Source organism: Actinocorallia sp. B10E7, from assembly GCF_039871655.1.
Lineage (GTDB): Bacteria > Actinomycetota > Actinomycetes > Streptosporangiales > Streptosporangiaceae > Actinocorallia.
Genome location: NZ_JBDPLZ010000004.1, coordinates 342,025 through 360,768, shown reverse-complemented (window position 1 = coordinate 360,768; position 18,744 = coordinate 342,025). Strand labels below are relative to the sequence as shown.

General features: G+C 69.7%; 18 protein-coding genes. 2 read left to right on the top strand and 16 right to left on the bottom strand.

Going from position 1 to position 18,744, the window contains the following annotated elements; translation table 11 throughout:
* Positions 1 to 13 precede the first annotated feature (13 nt).
* A complete protein-coding gene (locus ABGB12_RS15555; RefSeq protein ID WP_347678378.1) occupies positions 14 to 481 on the bottom strand; it encodes a DNA-binding protein in 468 nt (155 codons plus the stop codon).
* 619 nt (positions 482 to 1,100) lie between these two features.
* Here ABGB12_RS15555 and ABGB12_RS15550 point away from each other — a divergent pair.
* Together ABGB12_RS15550 and ABGB12_RS15545 are read left to right on the top strand one after the other, a co-directional pair.
* Positions 1,101 to 1,907, top strand: coding sequence for an SAM-dependent methyltransferase (locus tag ABGB12_RS15550; RefSeq protein ID WP_347678377.1), 807 nt, complete (start codon positions 1,101 to 1,103; stop codon positions 1,905 to 1,907).
* A 256-nt stretch (positions 1,908 to 2,163) separates the two neighbouring features.
* Positions 2,164 to 3,039: a hypothetical protein gene (locus ABGB12_RS15545; RefSeq protein ID WP_347678375.1), complete on the top strand. Its 876-nt coding sequence runs from the start codon at positions 2,164 to 2,166 to the stop codon at positions 3,037 to 3,039.
* A 236-nt stretch (positions 3,040 to 3,275) separates the two neighbouring features.
* Here ABGB12_RS15545 and ABGB12_RS15540 read toward each other — a convergent pair whose 3' ends face one another.
* The 15 genes from ABGB12_RS15540 to ABGB12_RS15470 all read right to left on the bottom strand — a co-directional run bounded on the left by ABGB12_RS15540 (position 3,276) and on the right by ABGB12_RS15470 (position 18,693).
* The gene (locus tag ABGB12_RS15540; RefSeq protein WP_347678373.1) at positions 3,276 to 3,656 is read right to left on the bottom strand and encodes a hypothetical protein; all 381 of its coding nucleotides are present in this window, start codon (positions 3,654 to 3,656) and stop codon (positions 3,276 to 3,278) included.
* Positions 3,657 to 3,836: 180 nt separating this feature from the next.
* Positions 3,837 to 4,550 (bottom strand): oxygenase MpaB family protein, encoded by a 714-nt coding sequence (locus ABGB12_RS15535; RefSeq protein ID WP_347678371.1) that lies wholly within the window; start codon positions 4,548 to 4,550, stop codon positions 3,837 to 3,839.
* Between the two features lie 243 nt (positions 4,551 to 4,793).
* Positions 4,794 to 5,600: a MaoC/PaaZ C-terminal domain-containing protein gene (locus ABGB12_RS15530; protein ID WP_347678369.1), complete on the bottom strand. Its 807-nt coding sequence runs from the start codon at positions 5,598 to 5,600 to the stop codon at positions 4,794 to 4,796.
* A gap of 17 nt (positions 5,601 to 5,617) precedes the next feature.
* Complete coding sequence (locus ABGB12_RS15525; RefSeq protein WP_347678367.1) at positions 5,618 to 6,793, bottom strand: lipid-transfer protein; 1,176 nt, start codon at positions 6,791 to 6,793, stop codon at positions 5,618 to 5,620.
* Positions 6,790 to 7,212 (bottom strand): MaoC family dehydratase, encoded by a 423-nt coding sequence (locus ABGB12_RS15520; protein ID WP_347678365.1) that lies wholly within the window; start codon positions 7,210 to 7,212, stop codon positions 6,790 to 6,792. Before ABGB12_RS15520 ends, ABGB12_RS15525 begins: the two co-directional genes overlap by 4 nt.
* Positions 7,209 to 8,303, bottom strand: coding sequence for an acyl-CoA dehydrogenase family protein (locus tag ABGB12_RS15515; protein ID WP_347678363.1), 1,095 nt, complete (start codon positions 8,301 to 8,303; stop codon positions 7,209 to 7,211). The genes ABGB12_RS15520 and ABGB12_RS15515 overlap by 4 nt, the downstream gene beginning before the upstream one ends.
* Positions 8,303 to 9,256 carry a bifunctional MaoC family dehydratase N-terminal/OB-fold nucleic acid binding domain-containing protein gene (locus ABGB12_RS15510; protein ID WP_347678361.1) on the bottom strand — a complete coding sequence of 318 codons (954 nt, stop codon included), beginning with the start codon at positions 9,254 to 9,256 and terminating at the stop codon, positions 8,303 to 8,305. Before ABGB12_RS15510 ends, ABGB12_RS15515 begins: the two co-directional genes overlap by 1 nt.
* Positions 9,253 to 10,422 carry an acyl-CoA dehydrogenase family protein gene (locus ABGB12_RS15505; RefSeq protein ID WP_347678360.1) on the bottom strand — a complete coding sequence of 390 codons (1,170 nt, stop codon included), beginning with the start codon at positions 10,420 to 10,422 and terminating at the stop codon, positions 9,253 to 9,255. Before ABGB12_RS15505 ends, ABGB12_RS15510 begins: the two co-directional genes overlap by 4 nt.
* A 21-nt stretch (positions 10,423 to 10,443) precedes the next feature.
* Positions 10,444 to 12,099, bottom strand: a complete 1,656-nt coding sequence (locus ABGB12_RS15500) for an AMP-binding protein (protein ID WP_347678359.1) — start codon at positions 12,097 to 12,099, stop codon at positions 10,444 to 10,446.
* A 166-nt stretch (positions 12,100 to 12,265) separates the two neighbouring features.
* The gene (locus tag ABGB12_RS15495) at positions 12,266 to 12,628 is read right to left on the bottom strand and encodes a hypothetical protein (protein ID WP_347678358.1); all 363 of its coding nucleotides are present in this window, start codon (positions 12,626 to 12,628) and stop codon (positions 12,266 to 12,268) included.
* Positions 12,629 to 12,633: 5 nt separating this feature from the next.
* Complete coding sequence (locus tag ABGB12_RS15490; RefSeq protein ID WP_347678357.1) at positions 12,634 to 13,380, bottom strand: ABC transporter ATP-binding protein; 747 nt, start codon at positions 13,378 to 13,380, stop codon at positions 12,634 to 12,636.
* The gene (locus tag ABGB12_RS15485) at positions 13,377 to 14,108 is read right to left on the bottom strand and encodes an ABC transporter ATP-binding protein (protein WP_347678355.1); all 732 of its coding nucleotides are present in this window, start codon (positions 14,106 to 14,108) and stop codon (positions 13,377 to 13,379) included. Before ABGB12_RS15485 ends, ABGB12_RS15490 begins: the two co-directional genes overlap by 4 nt.
* The gene (locus ABGB12_RS15480) at positions 14,095 to 16,371 is read right to left on the bottom strand and encodes an ABC transporter permease (RefSeq protein ID WP_347678353.1); all 2,277 of its coding nucleotides are present in this window, start codon (positions 16,369 to 16,371) and stop codon (positions 14,095 to 14,097) included. The genes ABGB12_RS15485 and ABGB12_RS15480 overlap by 14 nt, the downstream gene beginning before the upstream one ends.
* A 90-nt stretch (positions 16,372 to 16,461) precedes the next feature.
* Positions 16,462 to 17,838 (bottom strand): ABC transporter substrate-binding protein, encoded by a 1,377-nt coding sequence (locus ABGB12_RS15475; protein WP_347678351.1) that lies wholly within the window; start codon positions 17,836 to 17,838, stop codon positions 16,462 to 16,464.
* Positions 17,839 to 17,931: 93 nt separating this feature from the next.
* The gene (locus ABGB12_RS15470) at positions 17,932 to 18,693 is read right to left on the bottom strand and encodes an SDR family oxidoreductase (protein WP_347678349.1); all 762 of its coding nucleotides are present in this window, start codon (positions 18,691 to 18,693) and stop codon (positions 17,932 to 17,934) included.
* Positions 18,694 to 18,744 lie beyond the last annotated feature (51 nt).

The following is an 18,744-nucleotide window of genomic DNA, read 5'->3' as shown; positions in this document are numbered from 1 at the left end:
CCTGACGAGCGCGTCAGCGATCGACGACCTGGGACCGCTCGTCCTGCACGCCGGAGGCGGTCCGTTCTGTCAGGCGTTCGTAGCGCTGCCTGGCGGCTTGCGGGGTGCCGAGTCCGAGACCGAAGGCGATCTCCTGCCACGTCATGCCGCGGCCCCGCGCCATCTGGATGAGTCCCGCTTCCAGATCATCGGCTTGTGCGCGGGCCTGGGGAACGAGGCTCAGTGCCGCGACGATGTCGGCCCGGTCCACCTCCGGCTCGCCGTCGTCGGGCGGTATCGCTCCGCTGAGCAGGAACGACACCATCCGGACGGCCTCGTGCGGCCCGAGGACCGAGGGGTGCGCCTGGCGGCGGCGCTGTTCCTCGGTGGCCGCGTGCCGCTCGGTGATGCGCAGGAGCGACGCGTATTCGCGGTGCGCTCGCGCCTGGGCCGGGTTCAGGGGCGTGAACGGGTCGACGGGCTGCTCTGGAGTCGAAGGCATACGATCAGCGTCCACAATATGCAAACCGTTGTCAACTATTCGTTTTAAACAGATCGTTCATTATGTTGGAGCCGTACGGCGGAGGACCTCTTTGTCGGGTCCCACTCGACCCGGCGGAGTTCCAGCCGACCCGGCGAGTCGGCTGCGGCTTGGCGTTCGACGACGTGGCCGGAGAGGAAGGCAGCCTGGTTCCAATTGCGGTTCTGGCATGACCGCCGGTGGCCGGCCCACCTGCTCAGCGATCGATACCTGTCCCGTGAGCAGTTCCGCGATCTCTACGCGGAGGTTTTCCCGGTGCCCGGTTCGACGATCTCGGCTTCGCCATGGCCATGGCCTGGACGGCCCCTCCGGCCGAGGGGGCGTCTCCGCCTCCCACCAGCTCCCCAGCGCAGCCGGTTCTTCGACCCGCCCGATGAATCTCTCCATCTTTGAAAACCAACATCCTTTGCTACTCACATCCAACGCGACCGGCATTCGATGCAACTCACATCCGGCGTTGGTTTCACGCCGAGCGGGGGGGAGAGCGGCCACAACCGGTCGGATGGTGAGGCTCCCCCGAGAGTTTCCGATCATGACAGGCTTCGACCGGCGAAAGCAGTCGATATCCAGGAGCGCATCCGTGACCCCAGCCGCCGTTCCCGGCCTGGACACCACCCGTCCGCACCCCGCCCGCATGTACGACTACTACCTCGGCGGCAAGGACAACTTCGCCTCCGACCGGGAGGCCGCCGACGAGATCCTCGGCCGCTTTCCCGAGACCCGGGTGATCGCCCGCCAGAACCGCGCCTTCATGCACAGGGCCGCCGCGGCCATGGCGGCGAGCGGGATCCGCCAGTTCCTCGACCTGGGCTCGGGGCTGCCGACCGCCGACAACCTCCACCAGGTCGTCCAGCGCACCGCGCCCGGCTCCAGGGTCGTCTACGTCGACAACGACCCCATCGTCCTGGTCCACGGCCGCGCCCTGCTGGCCGACGACGCCACCACCCGCGTCATCACCGCCGACCTGCGGGAACCCGGCGAGGTCTGGGAGCAGACGGAGCGGACCGGACTGCTGGACCTCGAGCAGCCGATCGGCCTGATGATGGTCGCGGTCCTGCACTTCGTGCCCGGCGACCTCGCCGACCTGATGCGCGCCTACCTGGACCGGCTCGCCCCCGGCTCCCACCTGGCGCTGGCCCATGGGACCGCCGACGGCCTGGACGCCGACCGCACCCGGCAGGCCGACTCCACCTACCAGAAGACCTCCTCCGGCCTGTACCTCCGCGGCGCCCGGGAGATCGAGACGCTGTTCGACGGCACCCGCCTGCTGGAGCCCGGCGTGGTGCCCACCTGGGACTGGCGGCCCGACCCCGCCGAAGCGCGCCCGACACTCCCCGGCGGGACGGCTTTCCCCGGCGTCCTCGCCGGCGTCGGACTGATCGCCTGAAGGCCGACGGCCCCGGACACTCGCTCTGGGCGAAATTTCGCGTCCAAGGACGCTCTCCCGCCGCTTTTGCCGGGAGAAATACGCCTTGAGGAATTCTGGTCGGGCTGCGGTGCGGCGGCGAGCCGAGAATTACCGCATGCTGCAGCGCGATGTGCGAGATTCAAGTCGATCAAGCCGGGGAATTCCCCTCCGGACAGTTCGCATCGGCTTCCTCGCATGAGCGAATCCACCAGAAAAATCCTCCTTAGGGGAAATCGTGGACATATTCAGGATCCGTTATTTCGCCGCGCTCGGCGTTTTCGCGATGGCCTCGATCAGTGCGCCGACGGCGGCCGGCGCGGCCGCGACGACGAATGTGCCATGTGACAGCACCGCCCTCATCACGGCGATCAACGACGCCGGGGCAGGCGATACGCTCAACCTCGACCACGACTGCGTCTACCTGCTGGACGGCTCCACCGGTCCGCTTCCCCCGATCAACGTGCCGCTGACCGTCCACGGGAACGGAAGCAAGATCAAACGAGATCCGTCAGCTCCCCCATTCCGGATCTTCACCGTCAACGCCGACTTCCGCCTCGATCGGGTGGTTCTCACGAGAGGCGACGCGAGAAACTCGCCGGGGAGCTTCGGAGGGGCCGTCGCGGTCTTCGGAGGCACCACTCACCTCGACAGAATGACCATCAAGAACAATACCGCCACCTATTCCGGAGGAATCGGCTCCCTCGCCGGAACCACTCTCATAGTGTCGTCCAGCAGAATTCAGGGCAATTTTGCGACGATCAATGGTGGGGGCGCCGCCAACGACGGGACGATGAGCATCACCGACAGCGTCATCAACAACAACACCGCCGGCCAAAAGGGCGGAGGCCTGGCGAACGACGGCACGCTACGAGTCACTCGAAGCATGGTCAACAACAACAGAGCCGGCAACGTCGGAGGAGGAATCGCCAACGTCAACGGCGGAACCACGATCCTCAACCGGAGCACGGTGAACAACAACACCGCCGACAACGCGCCCGGGGGAATCGACAACGAGGCCGGAGCGAACGCCGTCACGTTGATCAGATCCAACGTACGCGGCAACGCTCCCACCAACTGCTCCCCCACCCCGGTCCCCGGATGCGTCAATTAGCACGACCGGAAAGTCCGCGGTGAAGAAAGACTCGGACCGGCCGATCAGCGAGGACCGGCCGGTCCGAGTCCTGGACGGAGTACGGAGCCCGCGCCGGAGAGGGCTCCGTACGGAACAGAACACGACCCGACGAGAGCACCATCTCGCCGTCGATGGCGGCCTCGAACAGCAGTGCGCCGTCGTCCTCGCGCCAAGCGCTCACCTGCAGGACGCGTGCGGACCTTCGGCTCTCGTCATCACTCAGACCACGGCTCAGGCTCCCCGTCCAGGGGGATGTGCTTGAACTTCCTCAGGAACCGGTGGGCCAGCAGGACGACGGCCTTCTCGTCCAGGTCCGGGAGCTCATCGAACTCCGCGGAGGTCATGTAGAGGGAGAAATGCCTTCCCTCTCCATTCGACAGGATGACGGTGACGGAGCCCCGCAAACGATCCTCGAATTCCTCGCTGAGGAAGGTCACGAAGACCTCGCAGACCGATCCGCGATGCTCGCGAAGCCAGCGCGGATGACTCCGGCCACGCTCGTTCCGCGCGTTCACCTGCTCGAAGATCCGGTCGAGCCACTCCGGCGCCACCTGTTTGATGTCTCCCCTTCCCACCCCGAGTCGACCCTCGACCACGGGCCAGGTGCGCCTCCTCCGCCTGAACCACCGATGACGCCTCAATCGTCGACCTCCCAGAATCCTCCGCTGAGGCAGGTGAAAAGACGGGCCTGCCGATCCCGGGGCCGTCGGGTCCGCAGAGCATCCGATACGACCAGCGTTCGATACGACTCGCGTCCGGCGCCCAAGGGCTGAAAGTCACAGGCCGAGGCGGAGGCGGTGCCTTGTGCGGACGGCGATGGCGTAGGTGCGGAAGCGGCGGGCGTCGTCGCCGGTCCACGGCAGGTCGAGCAGGGTGCGGACGCGCGGAGGGAGGATGCCGCGGACCGCGTACTCGGGCATCCGGCGGAACTTCCAGGGGCAGGGTTCGAGCAGCCGGCCGGTGAGGGCTTCGGCGCTGGGCGTGAGCCGGAGTTCGGTCTCGCACATGTGGTCCATGTACTCGGTGAAGGCGTGCCAGTCGGGGGGCAGGGGGCGGTCGCTGACGCCGTACGAGCGGTACCAGTCGCAGCACTCCTGGTAGAGGCGCTCGCGTTCGGCCGGTCCGAGCGGGCGGTCGAACACGTCGATCATCGTGAAGAGGGCGTCGACGAAGGTGGCGTGCTCCCAGTGGAAGATCTCGGGAGCGAGGGCGTGGTAACGGCGGCCCAGGTCGTCCTTGCCCGTGACATGGCCGTGCAGGTCCCGGACTCGGCGTCCGGTTCGGGAGGACCCGCGGGCCGTGGCGAGCGTCAGGGGCAGGGCCCGGTCGAGCTGGATCCACACGTCGTCGGGGAACTGGGAGTGCTGCGCGGCCCCGGCCGCGATCGCCGGGTGCAGGAGCTGCAGGGCTGCGGCGCGGGGCATGGCCAGCTTGTAGCGGCGGTCGCTGACGTAGCGCCGCAGCAGGGATCCGTGACTCGGGGCGGCCATGGCGGATTCCTCTCCTCAGGACATAAGTAACCACTTACTTCTATCCTAAAGAGAGGCGATGGCGTCTCTTCACCGCCCTGCGGGGACAGGGCCCTCTCCCATGCCGCCCCCTTGTCCCGCCTCAAAGATCCTCTCGCGGAGACACCGGTTCACCACGTCGCCGAAGCCGGTCAGTGAGGATCCGGTGAAAGGACGGGGCCCGCCGATCCGCGAATCGGCGGGCCCCGCAGAGCGAGTCCGGGTCTACTCCGGCGTGCCGAAGAGCACTCGGCCCGCGGAGAGGACCGTCTTGCCGTCGACGGCGGCCTCGAACAGCAGGGCGCCGTCGTCCTCGCGCCAGGCGCTCACCTGGAGGACGTCGCCGGGGAAGACCGGGGAGGCGAAGCGGCCGTCCAACTCGACCAGGTCGGCCGGGTGGGCACCGGCCACCTCGGCCAGGGGCAGGGTGACCGCGGCCAGGGTGCACAGGCCGTGCATGAACGGCTTGGGCATGCCGGCGGCCTTGGCGGCCTCCGGGTCGATGTGCATGTGGTGGCGGTCGCCGAGCAGGCGGTAGAGGGCGGCCTGCTCGGTGCCGGTGCGGAGCGTGAACTCGTGGTCGGGCTCCCGCTCGGGGCGGCGGGCCGCGGACGGGCCGCGCTCTCCGCCGAAACCGCCGCAGCCGGGCGCGAAGATCGACCAGGTGGCCTCGAGGTACTCGGTGTCCACGGCGACCTCGAAGACCGCGGCGCCGCCCTTGTCCCAGACCTCCGAGACGCGGGCCGTCATCTCCAGGTCACCGGAGCGCGGCAGCGGCTTGCGGACCCGCAGGCGCTGCGAGCCGTGCACGGCGGTGCCGGTGTCGAAGGCGCCCGCCGAGCCGAGCACGTCCGGCGCCCACTGGGCCCTGGTGAGGGCGAAGGTCGGCAGGACCTTCAGCTTCTCCTCGAAGACGAGGTCGAGGTCGGTGGCCTTGGCCCCGACGGCCAGCGCGTAGAGGATCGCGTCGGTCTCCTCGTAGCGCTCGGTCCGGGTGCCGAGGTCGCGTCCGCGCCATTCTCCCGAGTTCACGGTCTCTTCCTTCCCGCTCACGTGTCCGCGGCCAGGATCAGGCCGCTGGTCGGCACCCCGGTCCCGGCGGTGACCAGGACGTTGTGGACGTCGCCCGGCTGGTTGACGGACGTGCCGCGCACCAGCCGGACCGCCTCGGCGATGCCGTTCATGCCGTGGATGTAGGCCTCGCCGAGCTGGCCGCCGTGGGTGTTGAACGGCAGCCGGCCGTCGAGTTCGAGGTTGCCGTCGGCGATGAAGTCCTTGGCCTCGCCCTTGCCGCAGAAGCCGAGCTCCTCCAGCTGCGGCAGCACCAGCGGGGTGAAGTGGTCGTAGATGATCGCGGCCTGGATGTCGGCGGGGGTCAGCCGGCTCTGGGCGTACAGCTGCTTGCCGACCAGCCCCATCTCCGGCAGGCCGGAGATCTCGGGCCGGTAGTAGCTGGTCATCATCAGCTGGTCGGGGCCCGAACCCTGGGCGGCGCCCCAGATCACGGCCGGAGGGTTCGGCAGGTCGCGGGCCCGCTCGGCGGAGACGACGACGATCGCCTGGCCGCCGTCGCTCTCCTGGCAGCAGTCCAGCAGGTGCAGGGGTTCGGCGATCCAGCGGGACGCCTGGTGCTCCTCCAGGGTGATCGGCCGCTCGTAGAACCAGGCCTTGGGGTTGGTCGCGGCGTGCTTGCGGTCCACGACGGCGACGCGGCCGAAGTCGGCGCTGGTCGCCCCGTACTCGTGCATGTAGCGGCGGGCGAACATCGCCACCCACTGGGCGGGTGTGGAGAGGCCGAACGGCGTCATCCACGAGTAGGCGGCGCGGTCGGCGCTGACGTCCATCGGACGTTCGGCCTGGCCGAGGCCGTAGCGCTCGCCGGAGCGCTCGTTGAAGGCGCGGTAGCAGACGACCACGTCGGCGATGCCGGTGGCGACGGCCATCGCGGCCTGCTGGACGGTGGCGCAGGCGGCGCCGCCGCCGTGCCCGATGCGGGAGAAGAACGTCAGCTCGCCGATGCCCAGGTTGCGGGCGATGTGGATCTCCGAGGAGGTGTCGGCGGTGAAGGTCACCATGCCGTCGACGTCCGAGGGCTCCAGGCCCGCGTCGGTGATGGCGGCCAGCACCGCCTCGCAGGCCAGCTGCAGCTCGCTGCGGCCGGACTCCTTGGAGAACTCGGTGGCGCCGATGCCGGCGATGGCGGCGGCTCCGGGCAGCACGGTCATGCGTCACTTCCTTCCGGGAGCTGGACCACGACGGTGCCGGTGACGTGCGGGCCGATCGAGTTGACGCCCTTCACGGAGATCTCGACCCTGCGGCCGTCGTCGTCCTTGGCCGACACGGTCCCGGTCAGCACCATGGTGTCGCCGGGGTAGTTGGGCGCGCCCAGCCGGATCTTGATCTTCTTGACCACGGCGGCGGGTCCGGCCCAGCCCGTCACGTACCGGTCGACCAGCCCGTTGCTGGTCAGGATGTTCATGAACACGTCCTTGGAGCCGCGCTCGAGGGCCAGGGACGGGTCGTGGTGCACGTCCTGGTAGTCGCGGCTCGCCAGCGCGGTCGCCACGATCATGGTGCGGGTGAGGGGGATGCTCAGTTCCGGCAGCTCCTCCCCCACCGTCACGTCCTGGTAGGCGCGGCTCATGACGCGGCTCCCGCCAGGACGTCGCCGAGCTCGGCCAGGTCGGCGGACGCGCCGCCGAGGGTGCCCGACAGCTGCTTGCCCCACAGGAAGTAGCGGTGCACCGGGTAGTCGACGTCGACGCCGATGCCGCCGTGCAGGTGCTGGGCGCGGTGGACGGTGTTCAGCCCGCCCTCGTCGGCCCACCACTTGGCGGTCAGGGCGGCGGTGGTCGCGTCCTCACCGGCGTCCAGCAGGGACACGGCCTTCCACAGGCAGACCTTCATCGCCTCGATCTCGATGTAGCAGTCGGCGAGCTGGTGCTGCGCCGCCTGGAAGGTCGCCAGGGGGCGGCCGAACTGCTCGCGCTCGCTCAGATAGCTCCCCGCGAGGCGCATCGCGCCGTCGGCGACGCCCGCCTGCACAGCGGTGACCGCCACCCGGGTCAGGTCGAGGACGGTGCGCAGCGCGCCCTCTCCCAATGCTTGGGCGGGCGCTCCCTCCAGCGTGAGGCTTCCTGCCACATCACGGCTGGTGGTCTCCGCCCGCTCCCACACCATGCCCGGCGCGGACGTCTCCACGACGAACACGCCGGGGCCGTCCTCGGTACGGGCGGTGACCAGCACGTACCGGGCGCCGAAGGCGGAGGGCACGACGGCCTTGACGCCGGTCAGCTTCCAGCCGTCGCCGTCAGGGGTGGCCGAGCAGGCGGGGCCGGCCGGGTCGGCGGGAGCGAACTCCTCCAGCGCGACGGTGACGCGGGCGGTGCCCTCCACGATGCCGGGCAGCAGGCTCTCCCGCTGCTCCGAGGTGCCGTGGCCGGCGATGGTCAGCCCCGCCACGAGCGCGGGCCACACCGGGACGGGCGCGACGGTGCGGCCCTGCTCCTCCAGCAGGACGCACAGGCCGCCGACGCCCAGGCCGGCGCCGCCGTCCTCCTCGGGCAGCGCGATGCCGAGCAGCCCGGACTCGACCAGGGCCTTCCACAGCTCCTCGTCGACGCCGTTCTCGCTCTGCTCGGCGGCCCGCAGCCGGTCGGCGGTGGCGTAGTCGGTGAAGATCTGCCGGGCCAGTCCCCGGACCTCTTCGAGTTCCTCGCCAAGGGTGAAGTCCATCAGTCTTCCTTCTTCGGGACGGCGGGCCGGAAGACCGGCAGGGTCAGGTCGGGGTCGGCGTCCAGCCACTCCAGCGAGACCGGCATGCCGATCTCGACGTCCTCGGGCGCGACGCCGGTGAGGTTGGCGGTCAGGCGGGTGCCTTCGGGCAGCTCGATCACCGCGATGAGCAGCGGGTAGTCGAATGCCGGGTGCCGCGGGTGGTGGGCGACCACGTAGCTGTAGACGGTGCCCTCTCCCGTGGACTCGACGGTGTCCCACTCGAAGGAGCCGCACACCGGGCAGCAGGGGCCGGGCGGGTGCCGCAGCGACTCGCAGGCGGAGCAGCGCTGGATGACCAGCCGGTGCTCCTTGGCCGCCTCGAACCAGAACGCGTTGTCGGTGTTGATCGCGGGCCTGGGCCGCAGCGCCTTCGGCTTCTTCTTCTCGGCGGGCTTGAACCGCAGGGTCCGCCAGCGCTGGGTGGCCACGATCTCGCCGCCGGAGTCGCGGTAGGTCTTCACGGTGGTGACGAACCGGCCGGTGCCCAGCCCGGTCTTCTTCTCCGGGGAGATCGACTCGACCGTCTCGGAGACGCTGACGTGGTCGCCGGGGACGAGCTCGCGGTGGAACTCGAACTCCGAGTCCGTGGCGACCACCGAGGTGTAGCCGCCCTCGGCGAGCAGCGCCACCAGCTCGTCGAACCCGGAGGACGATCCGTCGTCCACGGGGTTCACCGTCGCGGCGTACCCGCGCATCGTCCACGCCTGGACCATCGACGCGGGCGCCACGACGCCCGGACGGCCGGTGGCCTTGGCGGCCTCGTCGTCCAGGTAGACCGGGTTGGCGTCCTCCATGGCCTCGACCCAGTGGCGGATCATCGGCACGTTCACCGGGTCCTGGCCGCGCCGCTCGGCGACCAGCTCGCGGCCGGCCCAGGCCTGCAGCCTGGCCTCGTAGTCCTGCTCGCTCATCGTCCCGACCTCGCCCTCGGCAGGCCCAGGCCCTGCACCGCGACCATGTCGCGCAGCACCTCGTTGACGCCTCCGCCGAAGGTGTTGACGATGCCCTGGCGGGACAGCTGCTCGATCTGCCCGTACAGCACCGCGCCCGGCGACTCCGGACGGATCCGGCCCGCCGCGCCGAGGATGCCGGTGAGGGTGCGCTGCACGTCGATGTGGGTCTCGGTGCCGTAGGTCTTGGTGGCGCCGGCCTGGGCGCCGGACAGCTCGCCCGTGGTCTCCACCGACCAGGTCATCCGCCAGTTCAGCAGCGCCATCGCCTCGAGCCTGGCGTAGGTGCGGGCCAGGTCGCGGCGCACCCACGGCAGGTCGATCACGCCGTTGTCCTTCGCCCAGTCCCGCACGTCCTCCCACAGACGGATCATGCGGCCGCCGAGCGCGGCCAGGCCGATGCGCTCGTGGTTGAGCTGGGTGGTGATCAGGCCCCAGCCGCCGTCGACCTCGCCGACGACGCTCCCGGCGGGGATCCGCACGTCCGAGTAGTAGGTGGCGGTGACGACCATGCCGCCGACGCACTGGATGGGGCTCCAGGAGAACCCTTCGGCGTCGGTCGGCACGATGAGGATCGAGATGCCCTTGTGCTTGGGCTTGTCGGGGTCGGTGCGGGCGGCCAGCCACACGTAGTCGGCGGTGTTGGCGCCGCTGGTGAAGATCTTGCTTCCGTCGACGACGAACTCGTCGCCGTCCCGCACCGCGCGGGTGCGCAGCGACGCCAGGTCGGTGCCCGCGTCCGGCTCGGTGTAGCCGATCGCGAAGACGATGTCCCCGGCGAGGATGCCCGGGAGGAACTGCTTCTTCTGCTCCTCGGTCCCGTACTTCATCAGGGTCGGGCCGACGGTGTTGACGGTGACGAACGGGAACGGCAGGCCGGCCCGCTGCACCTCGTCGAAGAAGACGTACTGGTCGGAGATGGACCGTCCCTGGCCGCCGTACTCGGTGGGCCAGCCGATGCCCAGCCAGCCGTCGTTCCCGAGCATCTTCACGACCTCGCGGAACCGGCTCCCGCCGACGCCCTCCTCGCCTACCCGGCGACGCACGTCCTCGGGCAGCAGGTTCGCGAAATAGGAACGAAGTTCCGCGCGCAGTTCCTGTTGCGCTGCGGACTCACGCAGATCCATGGGCACTCTCTCTCTGGATGGTCAGGGCAGGAAGCGCAGTCGGCCGCTGGCGACGAACTCCTCGCGCAGCGCCTCCTTGTCGGCCTCGGTCATCAGGGTGTAGTCGGGTGTGCCCCGTCCCACCCACCGGTAGACGGGCTCTTCGGTCCGCCAGCCTTCGACCTGGAGCTGTTTCTTGGCCAGCTTGCCCGAACCCGTGGTGGGCAGGGCGTGGGAGAAGCGCACGAAGCGGGGGGCGCCCTTGGTGCCCAGGTCCTGCTGGGCGGCCAGGAACCCCGGCAGGTCGAGGTCCTCGAAGGCCGTTCCCTCGGGGACCTCGACCGCCGCCATCACCTGGTCGCCGGAGCGGGGGTCGGGGACGGCGAACGCGACGGCGTCGATGACCTTGGGGTGGCGGCGCAGCACGAGCTGGGTGTGCAGGGCGGAGATGTTCTCCGAGTCCACCCGGATCCAGTCCCCCGACCTGCCCCCGAAGTACAGGAAGCCCGCTTCGTCGAGGTAGCCGAGGTCGCCGGTCCAGTACCAGCCGTGGCGGACGCGTTCGGTGTCGGCCACGGGGTTCTTGTAGTAGCCCTCGAACTTTTCCGCGCCGTTCACGTCGACGATCTCGCCGATCGCCTGCTCATGGTTGAGGACCCGGCCGTGCTCGTCCAGGACGGCCGGCACGCAGGTCTCGCGGGTCTCGGGGTCGACGATCCGCACGCCGTCGTGCATGGGGCGGCCGAACGCGCCCGCCGGGGTGTCCGGCGTCTGCTTGATCATGCCGGCGCCCTCGCTGGAGCCGTAGCCCTCCACCAGCCTGCAGCCGAAGCGGCGCAGGAACTCGGCCCTGTCCTCGGGCGAGGCCTCGGTGCCGAAGGCGTGGGTGAGGGTGTTGTCCGCGTCGTCCGGCCGCTCGGGCGTGGCCAGGATGTAGCCGATGGCCTTGCCGACGTAGGTGAAGAACGTGACGCCGAAGCGCCGCACGTCCGGCAGGAAGCCGGAGGCGGAGAACTTCGGGGTGAGCACGACGGTGGCGCCCGCGGCCAGCGCCGGAGCCCACAGGGCCATCAGCGCGTTGCCGTGGAACAGCGGCATCGGGCAGTAGCAGACGTCCTCGCGCTTGACGTCGTACTTGGCGCTGTTGTTGCGGCCCAGCTCGGCGAGCCGGCCCTGGGAGCAGCGGGCGGCCTTGGAGGCGCCGGTCGTCCCGGAGGTGAACAGCAGCAGCAGCTGCGTCTTCGGGTCGACGGACGGGTCGGCGGCCGGTTCGCAGACGTGCCCGGCGACCAGGGCGGGGTACTTCTCGTCGTCGACCAGCAGGAACCTGTCGCGGGGCACCCCGATGTCCAGGCCGTCCAGCAGCTCGAGCCCCGCCCGGTCGGTGATCACCAGCTGCAGGTCGGTGTGGCGGACCTCCTGTTCCAGGTAGGCGCCGCGCCGGGTGGAGTTGATCCCGACGACGGTCGCCCCGCCCAGCGCCGCGGCGCCGAGCCACAGGATGTACTCCGGCACGTTGTCCAGCAGGACCCCGATGTGGAAGGGGCCGTCCTGGCGGAGCTCCGCGGCCAGGGAGGCGCGGGCCGCACTTTCCCTGACCACTTCGTCCCAGGTCCAGGCGTCGTCGCCGCTGAGCAGGCCGGGGCGGTCGTCCCCGGCGCGGGCCAGCAGCAGTTCGGCGATCGTCTCGTTGCGCACGTTTCGCTTCCTCTATGCGGCGTATCCGGGGAGCACGCAGTGCGCGCCCTTCGCGCCGTAGATCGTGAACAAGCACCCGCAGAGGGCGCGCAGTCAAACTAAGTCAGCGGGATGCCCCCGGTAGGAGGGCATCCCGCTGACCGGGAGCGGCGGGCTTACCCGCCGGTCAACGCCGGGAAAGGGCCTCGGTGATGGCCTCGGTGTGGGACTGGGACTCCGCCAGCTGGCGCATCAGCCACAGGCGCAGCACCCGGGTGACGGCCGCGGCCACGTACAGCGCCGCGCCCAGCAGGGTGACGGACACGAACGCGAGCGCCAGGATCTGGGTCGAGGCGATGTCCCGGTTGTCGTCCAGGGCCAGCGAGTTGCTGTAGGAGACGAAGGTCCCCGCGACGCCGAGGATCATGACCACCAGGCCGATGATCCGGAACTTGCCGTCGACGGCGGAGGCGTTGCCCGCACCGATCTTCTGGGCGGCCACATCCTGGGCGAACTTCGCGCGGCGTTCTTCGCTGTGGGTCGTGGTCATGGGGGTCAACCTCCTAGATATTCGCTGGAAAGACGGCCTTCGATCTCATCGGGCCTGCCGGTGTCCACGATGCGGCCGTGCAGCATGAGGGCGGCGGTGTCGGCGATCGGCAGCACCACGCGGGCGAACTGCTCGGCGACCAGCACCGACAGCCCGCCGGCGACGAGTTCGGCGACCGTCTCGTACATCTGGCTGACGATCATGGGAGCCAGGCCCATGGACAGCTCGTCGAGCAGCAGGACGGCCGGGTCGGTGGCCAGCGCCCGCGACAGGGCGAGCATCTGCTGCTCGCCTCCCGACATCGAGCCGGCGAGCTGGTCGCGCCGCTTGCCGAGGATGGGGAACCGGCCGTAGGCGACCTCTTCGATCTTCTTCAGGTCGGTGCCGGTGCCGGTGGCGATCCACAGGTTCTCCCGGACCGTCAGGTTCGGGAAGACGCCGCGGCCCTCGGGGATGGCGCAGACACCGAGCTTGGCGATCTCCTGCGCCGACAGGCCGTTGACCCTGCGTCCGGCCAGCCGCAGCTCGCCTCCGTTCAGGGGCAGCAGCCCGGTGCACACCTTCATGGTGGTGGACTTGCCGCCGCCGTTCGGGCCGAGCAGCGCCACCACCGAGCCGGGGTGGACGGCCAGGTCGACGCCGTGCAGCACTTGAATGGCGCCGTAGCCCGCGCGGGCTCCGACCAGTTCGAGCACGGGCGTCTGGTGCTCCGCCTCCACGGCGGCGCCCCGCGCCCCGGTGTCCGTGCTCATGCCACCTCCTCGGTTCCGATGTAGGCCGCGATGACCTCGGGGGACTGCTGGACCTCCTGCGGGGTTCCCGAGGCGATGACCGAGCCGTAGTCGAGCACGTGGATGACGGTGCACAGCCGCATCACCAACGGCAGGTCGTGCTCGACCAGGCAGATCGCCAGCCCGCCCTCGGCCAGGCCGGTCAGCAGCTCGGCGAACGCCTCGGTCTCCTGCTCGGTCTGGCCGGAGGCCGGCTCGTCCAGCAGCAGCACCCGCGGGGAGGTCATCAGCGCCCGCGCGACCTCCACCACCCGCGCCCGGCCGGTGGGGATGTCGGAGACGTCCCGGTCGGCGATGTCGGTGAGCCCGGTCAGCTCCAGGATCCGGTCGGTCTCGGCGTCCAGGTCGACGCGCTTGCGGGTGGTGGCCCGCAGGATGTCCCCGGCGACCTTGACGTTGTCGCGCACCGACAGCGACAGGAACAGCTCCAGCTGCTGGAAGGTGCGGGCCAGTCCGAGCTTGGCGCGCTTGGCCGGAGACAGCCCGGTGACGTCGGTGCCGTCGATGAGCACCCTGCCCTCGGTCGGCTTCTGCAGCCCGGTGACGGTGTTGAACAGCGTGGTCTTGCCCGCGCCGTTCGGGCCGATAAGCCCGGTGATCAGGCCCTCCTCGGCTCCGATGCTCACCTGGTTCACCGCGGTGTTGCCGCCGAAGCGGACCGTGACTCCCTGGGTCTCAAGCAGGGGCATTGACTTCCTCTCCCTTCTTCAGGACCGGGGCGGCCGCCCGGACGCCGGGGACCCGCGCGGGCAGGCCCAACGCCAGGTCGAGCCGGTCGCGCAGCGCGTCGGTGAACGGCTCGTCGTCACGGATCTCGTCCTGGCCGGAGTGCCCGTGGCCTTCGACGGCGGTGACGGCGTGCGGCATGAGCTTGTGCCCGACGGCCGGCAGCGCCATCACCACGACCATGGCCAGCAGCGAGAACGTCCAGCTGCCGTAGACGCCGGCCAGAGCCAGCACGTACAGCACGGCCACGAGCGCGGCCCCGCCGATCAGGACGGGCCTGGCGTGCCGCAGAGAGCGGTAGCCGTCCATGATCCCCTGGACCGAGCCGCTGGGGGTCTTGCCGACGCCCATGCCGATCAGGGCGGTGCCGACCATCACCACGTTGCCCAGCAGCTGGAAGAACGTCGCCGCCTGCGGCTGGGAGATGGCCAGATCGTTGAAGGTGCCGACGAGCAGGGTGAAGCCGATGCCGGACATCACGCCGCCGAACAGGGCGCCGCTGATGTAGCCGATGCCGCCGACGACCACCAGCATCACCAGCGCGAGGCTGGCCATGATGCCGAAGTGCTCACCGTCCACCGAGCCCATGCCGGAGCTCATGAGGATGCCGCCCAGGCCGGCGATGGCGGCCGAGAGCATGAAGACGCTCAGCTTCAGCTTGACCAGGTTCTGGCCGAGCATCGCGGTGGCGGCCGGGCTGTCCTTCATGGCGGCCAGCCGGCGGCCGTAGCCGCTGTTGCGCAGCGCGGCCAGGCCGACCGAGATCAGCGCGAACAGCGCGGTGGCCACCAGGAGGAACGTCAGCGGCTCGCCCATGTCGACCGGACCGAACCTGGGCTTGGGGATGATCAGCGTGCCGTCGGGGAACAGCGTGAACGTGAAGCCCGCCACGGTGTGCTCGACGGTGTCGCGCAGCACCATGTTCGACAGCAGCGCGCCGAAGGCCAGGGTGGCCAGCGCCAGGTAGAGGCCGCGCAGCCGCAGCGCCGGCAGCGCGACCAGGCCGCCCACGACCGCGGTGGCCAGGACGGCCAGCACGATGCCCGGGAGGTTGAGGGTGGCGTCCAGGCCGGTGCCGGTGATGCCGAAGTGGAAGACGATGACAGTGGCGATCGCGGCGAAGGACAGCGGAGCGAGGTTCATCTCGCCCGCGTAGCCCGTCAGCACGGTGAGGGACAGCGCGATGATCGCGAACGCCATGCCCAGGCCGAGCGTGGTGATGCCCGAGTCGGCCAGCAGCAACGAGTACAGGAACACGATGCCGACCAGCGCCAGACCCCACGCCGCCGCGGCGCGCACGCTCGGCACCCGGTAGCGCTCGCGGGTCCGGGTGGCGGCGCCGCGCAGCCGGTCCTGCGGCAGCACGATGATCACGATGAACAGCAGGATCATCGGGAGCGAGACCCGGAAGTTGCCCGTCCAGCTCCACTCGCTGGGGAAGTAGGCGGTCACGTACGCGCCGAGGAGGCCGAGCACCATCGCTCCGGCGAAGGCCGGCGGGATGCTGCGCAGGCGGCCGAACATGGCGGCGGCGAAGGCGTCGATCACCAGCAGGGTGAGCGCGTTGGCCTCCAGCGAGCCGCCGCTGACCGGGGTGATGAGGATGCCGGCGAGCACCGCGAGGGCCGAGCCCAGCGCCCAGGAGAAGGCGGCGACGCGCGCCGGGTCGTGGCCGTTGAGCCGCAGCAGGTCGGGGGAGTCCACGGTGCCGCGCATGACCACGCCCACCCGGGTGCGGTGGAAGAGCATCCGCAGGCCCAGCGCGATGGCCAGGGCGACGACGAGGCAGAGGATCTCGTGGACCCGGACGACCACGCCCGCGATCTCGACGGAGGCGTCGGCCCCGAAGAACATGGTCAGCGTGCGGGGCTCGACCGGGTCCCAGATCCACTGGGACAGGTACACCATGCCGAGCATGACCGCGACGGTCACCACGATCTTGGCGACCTCGGCGGTGTCCCGCAGCGCACCCATGATCAGCTTGTGCAGGAGCAGGCCCATCAGCGGACCGAAGACGCCCACCACGAGCAGCAGGGACAGCCACACCGGCAGCCCCCAGCCCACGGAGAGCTGCCAGTACACGAAGGTGCCCAGCATGGCCTGGGCGCCGTGGGCGAAGTTGAAGATGCCCGAGGTGTTGTAGGTCAGGACCAGACCGGAGGCGGCGATGGCGTAGACCGACCCCAGAACGAGCCCGAGGATCGTGAAGGTAAGGAAGGTGGTCATGGTCGCCCTTGTGGAGATGAGGGAGAGGGGCGGGCGGACCGGCCGCCGAGGCGGCCGGTCCGCTGGAACCGTGCGCGGGGCACGGTCACATCAGGACTTCAGGAAGGTGGTGGCGATCCGGTCCTTGTTGAGCTTGGTGCCCCACAGCGCCTCGTCGATCTCGACCACGGCGTTGTCGGGGCAGGAGAACTCGCCCAGCTCGGCCGGGGCGACCTGCTCGAACTTCGAGCCGGTCAACTTGATCATCAGGGCGCACTTGGCCGGCATGTTGGCGCCGGGGTCGGTGGCCGCGTGCAGGCCGCCGCCGGTCCACTCGTGCACCTTGGACAGCTCGGTCGTGACGCACTCGCGGGTGAGGTCGGAGCCGCAGGCCTTGGCCGCGGTCGCCCACAGCAGGAACGACGAGGTGGACTGCATGCCCATCATGCCGGTCTTGCTGTTCGCGTCCTTGGCGATCTCCAGGTACTTCTTGACCGCCGGAACCTTCTCGGCGTTCTCGAACGGCTGGAAGATCATGCCGAGGTGGATGTTGTCGCCCTGGCCGCTGGTGTTCCACTTGGCGACGTAGTCGCTGTACCAGGTGGACTCGCCGAGGAACGGGACCTTGACGCCCACCCGGTCCAGGGCCTCGAGCATGCCCATGGCCGCGGCGTCCGGGGTCTTGGAGGTCCACAGCGAGGTGACGTCGCACTTCTTGAACTTCTCGGCGAACGGCACGAAGCTGGCGTCACCCTTGACGTTGAGCTGGACGCCGCACTTCTTGAAGTCGATGTTCATGCCCTTGAGCACGCTCTCGATCTTCTTGGTGCCGGTCGTGACCGCCGGAGAGGTGGAGTTGATCGCGTCCAGCCCCTTCTTCATCTCCGGGAACTTCTCCTGGGCCAGCATCAGGTTCGCGGCGTTGTAGTAGTCCACCGGGTAGGGCACGGCCTCGAACTTGTTCGGGCCCATCGTGGCGTTGGGGCCGACGGTGAAGCCCGCGACCGTGGGCAGCCCGCAGGCGACGCGGTACTGCTCGGCCGCCTCGTCCATGGCGAAGCCCTGGCCGACCAGCATGAAGTCCTGCTTGCAGGCCTTCTGCATGACGCTGACCGACTGCATGTAGGCGGCGTCGTACTGGTTGCCCTTGAGCTTGCGGCCGTTGATGCCGCCCTGCTCGTTGCACCAGTCGATCATCGCCTTGACGGCGTCGCCCATCTCCTTGTTCAGGCCGGGCGCCTGGGCGAAGCCTCGGTCGTCGCCGTAGCCGATGACGATCTCGCCGTCGGTGACGCCCTGGGCGGTGGCGCCCTTGGCGTCGCCCGCGCCGCACGGAGAGGCGAGCGTGCCGAACATGGTGTCGGACGCCTTGGTCTCGGACCCGTTGTCCGAGCCGTCCGTGCCGGAGCGCTGGCCGGCGCACGCCGTGCCCAGCAGCATCAGGGACAGGACGCCCGCGGTCAGGCGCCCGAACTTGCTGGCTTTCATGGGGTGGTGCTCCTTTCACCGGACCGTGGAAGACACGGGCCGGCAGGGTGGGGTGTGGGGAGAGCGGGGTCTGGGGGAACCGGACCGCGGGACTCAGCCGAAGTAGGCCTGGCCTCCGTCGAGAGGCAGGGTCGCGCCGGTGAGGTACCGCATGTCGGGCCCCACGAGCGCGGCCACCGCGCGGCCGATGTCCGGTTCGCATTCGCCGATGTAGCCGAGCGGGATCGTCTTGCGGAACTCCTCGGCCTCCTCGGGGAAGTTCTCGGTCCACTGCTTGAGCCCCGGCGACAGGGCGTGCGGCGCGACCGCGTTGACGCGGATGCCGTCGGGCCCCCACTCGACGGCCGCGGTGCGGGTCAGTGACTTCAGCGCCTGCTTGGCCGCCGCGTACGCGCCGTACGTGGTCGGGTCCCAGCGGACCATCGCCGAGGTGACCAGATTGACGACGTTGCCGCCGCCGCGCGCCTTCATGTGCGGGTGGCACGCCTTCATGAAGGCGAACGCCGCGAACGGACCGCTCACGAAGCCCTTCTGGAAGGCCCGGTCGCTCAGCGACAGCAGCGTCCCGTAGTTTCCGGAGTAGGCGTTGTTGATGAGGATGTCCACGCCGCCGAAGGTCTCGACGACCCGGTCGACGACCGCGGGGATCTCCTCGGTCTTCAGCACGTCACAGGCGAAGGGTTCGGCGCGGGCGCCCCGTTCGCGGATGAGCTCGCAGGTCGTCTCGAGCTTGGCGAGCGTACGGCCCAGAACCGCTATTTCGGCCCCCTCGGAGGCGAGAGCCAGCGCGATCCCTTGTCCGACGCCCTGACCTGCGCCTGTAACGATCGCCACCTGCCCGGATAGGCTTCGCAATGGTTCTCCTAGTTGTCCAGGTCACAACGAATCGCCATAGTGATGTGACGC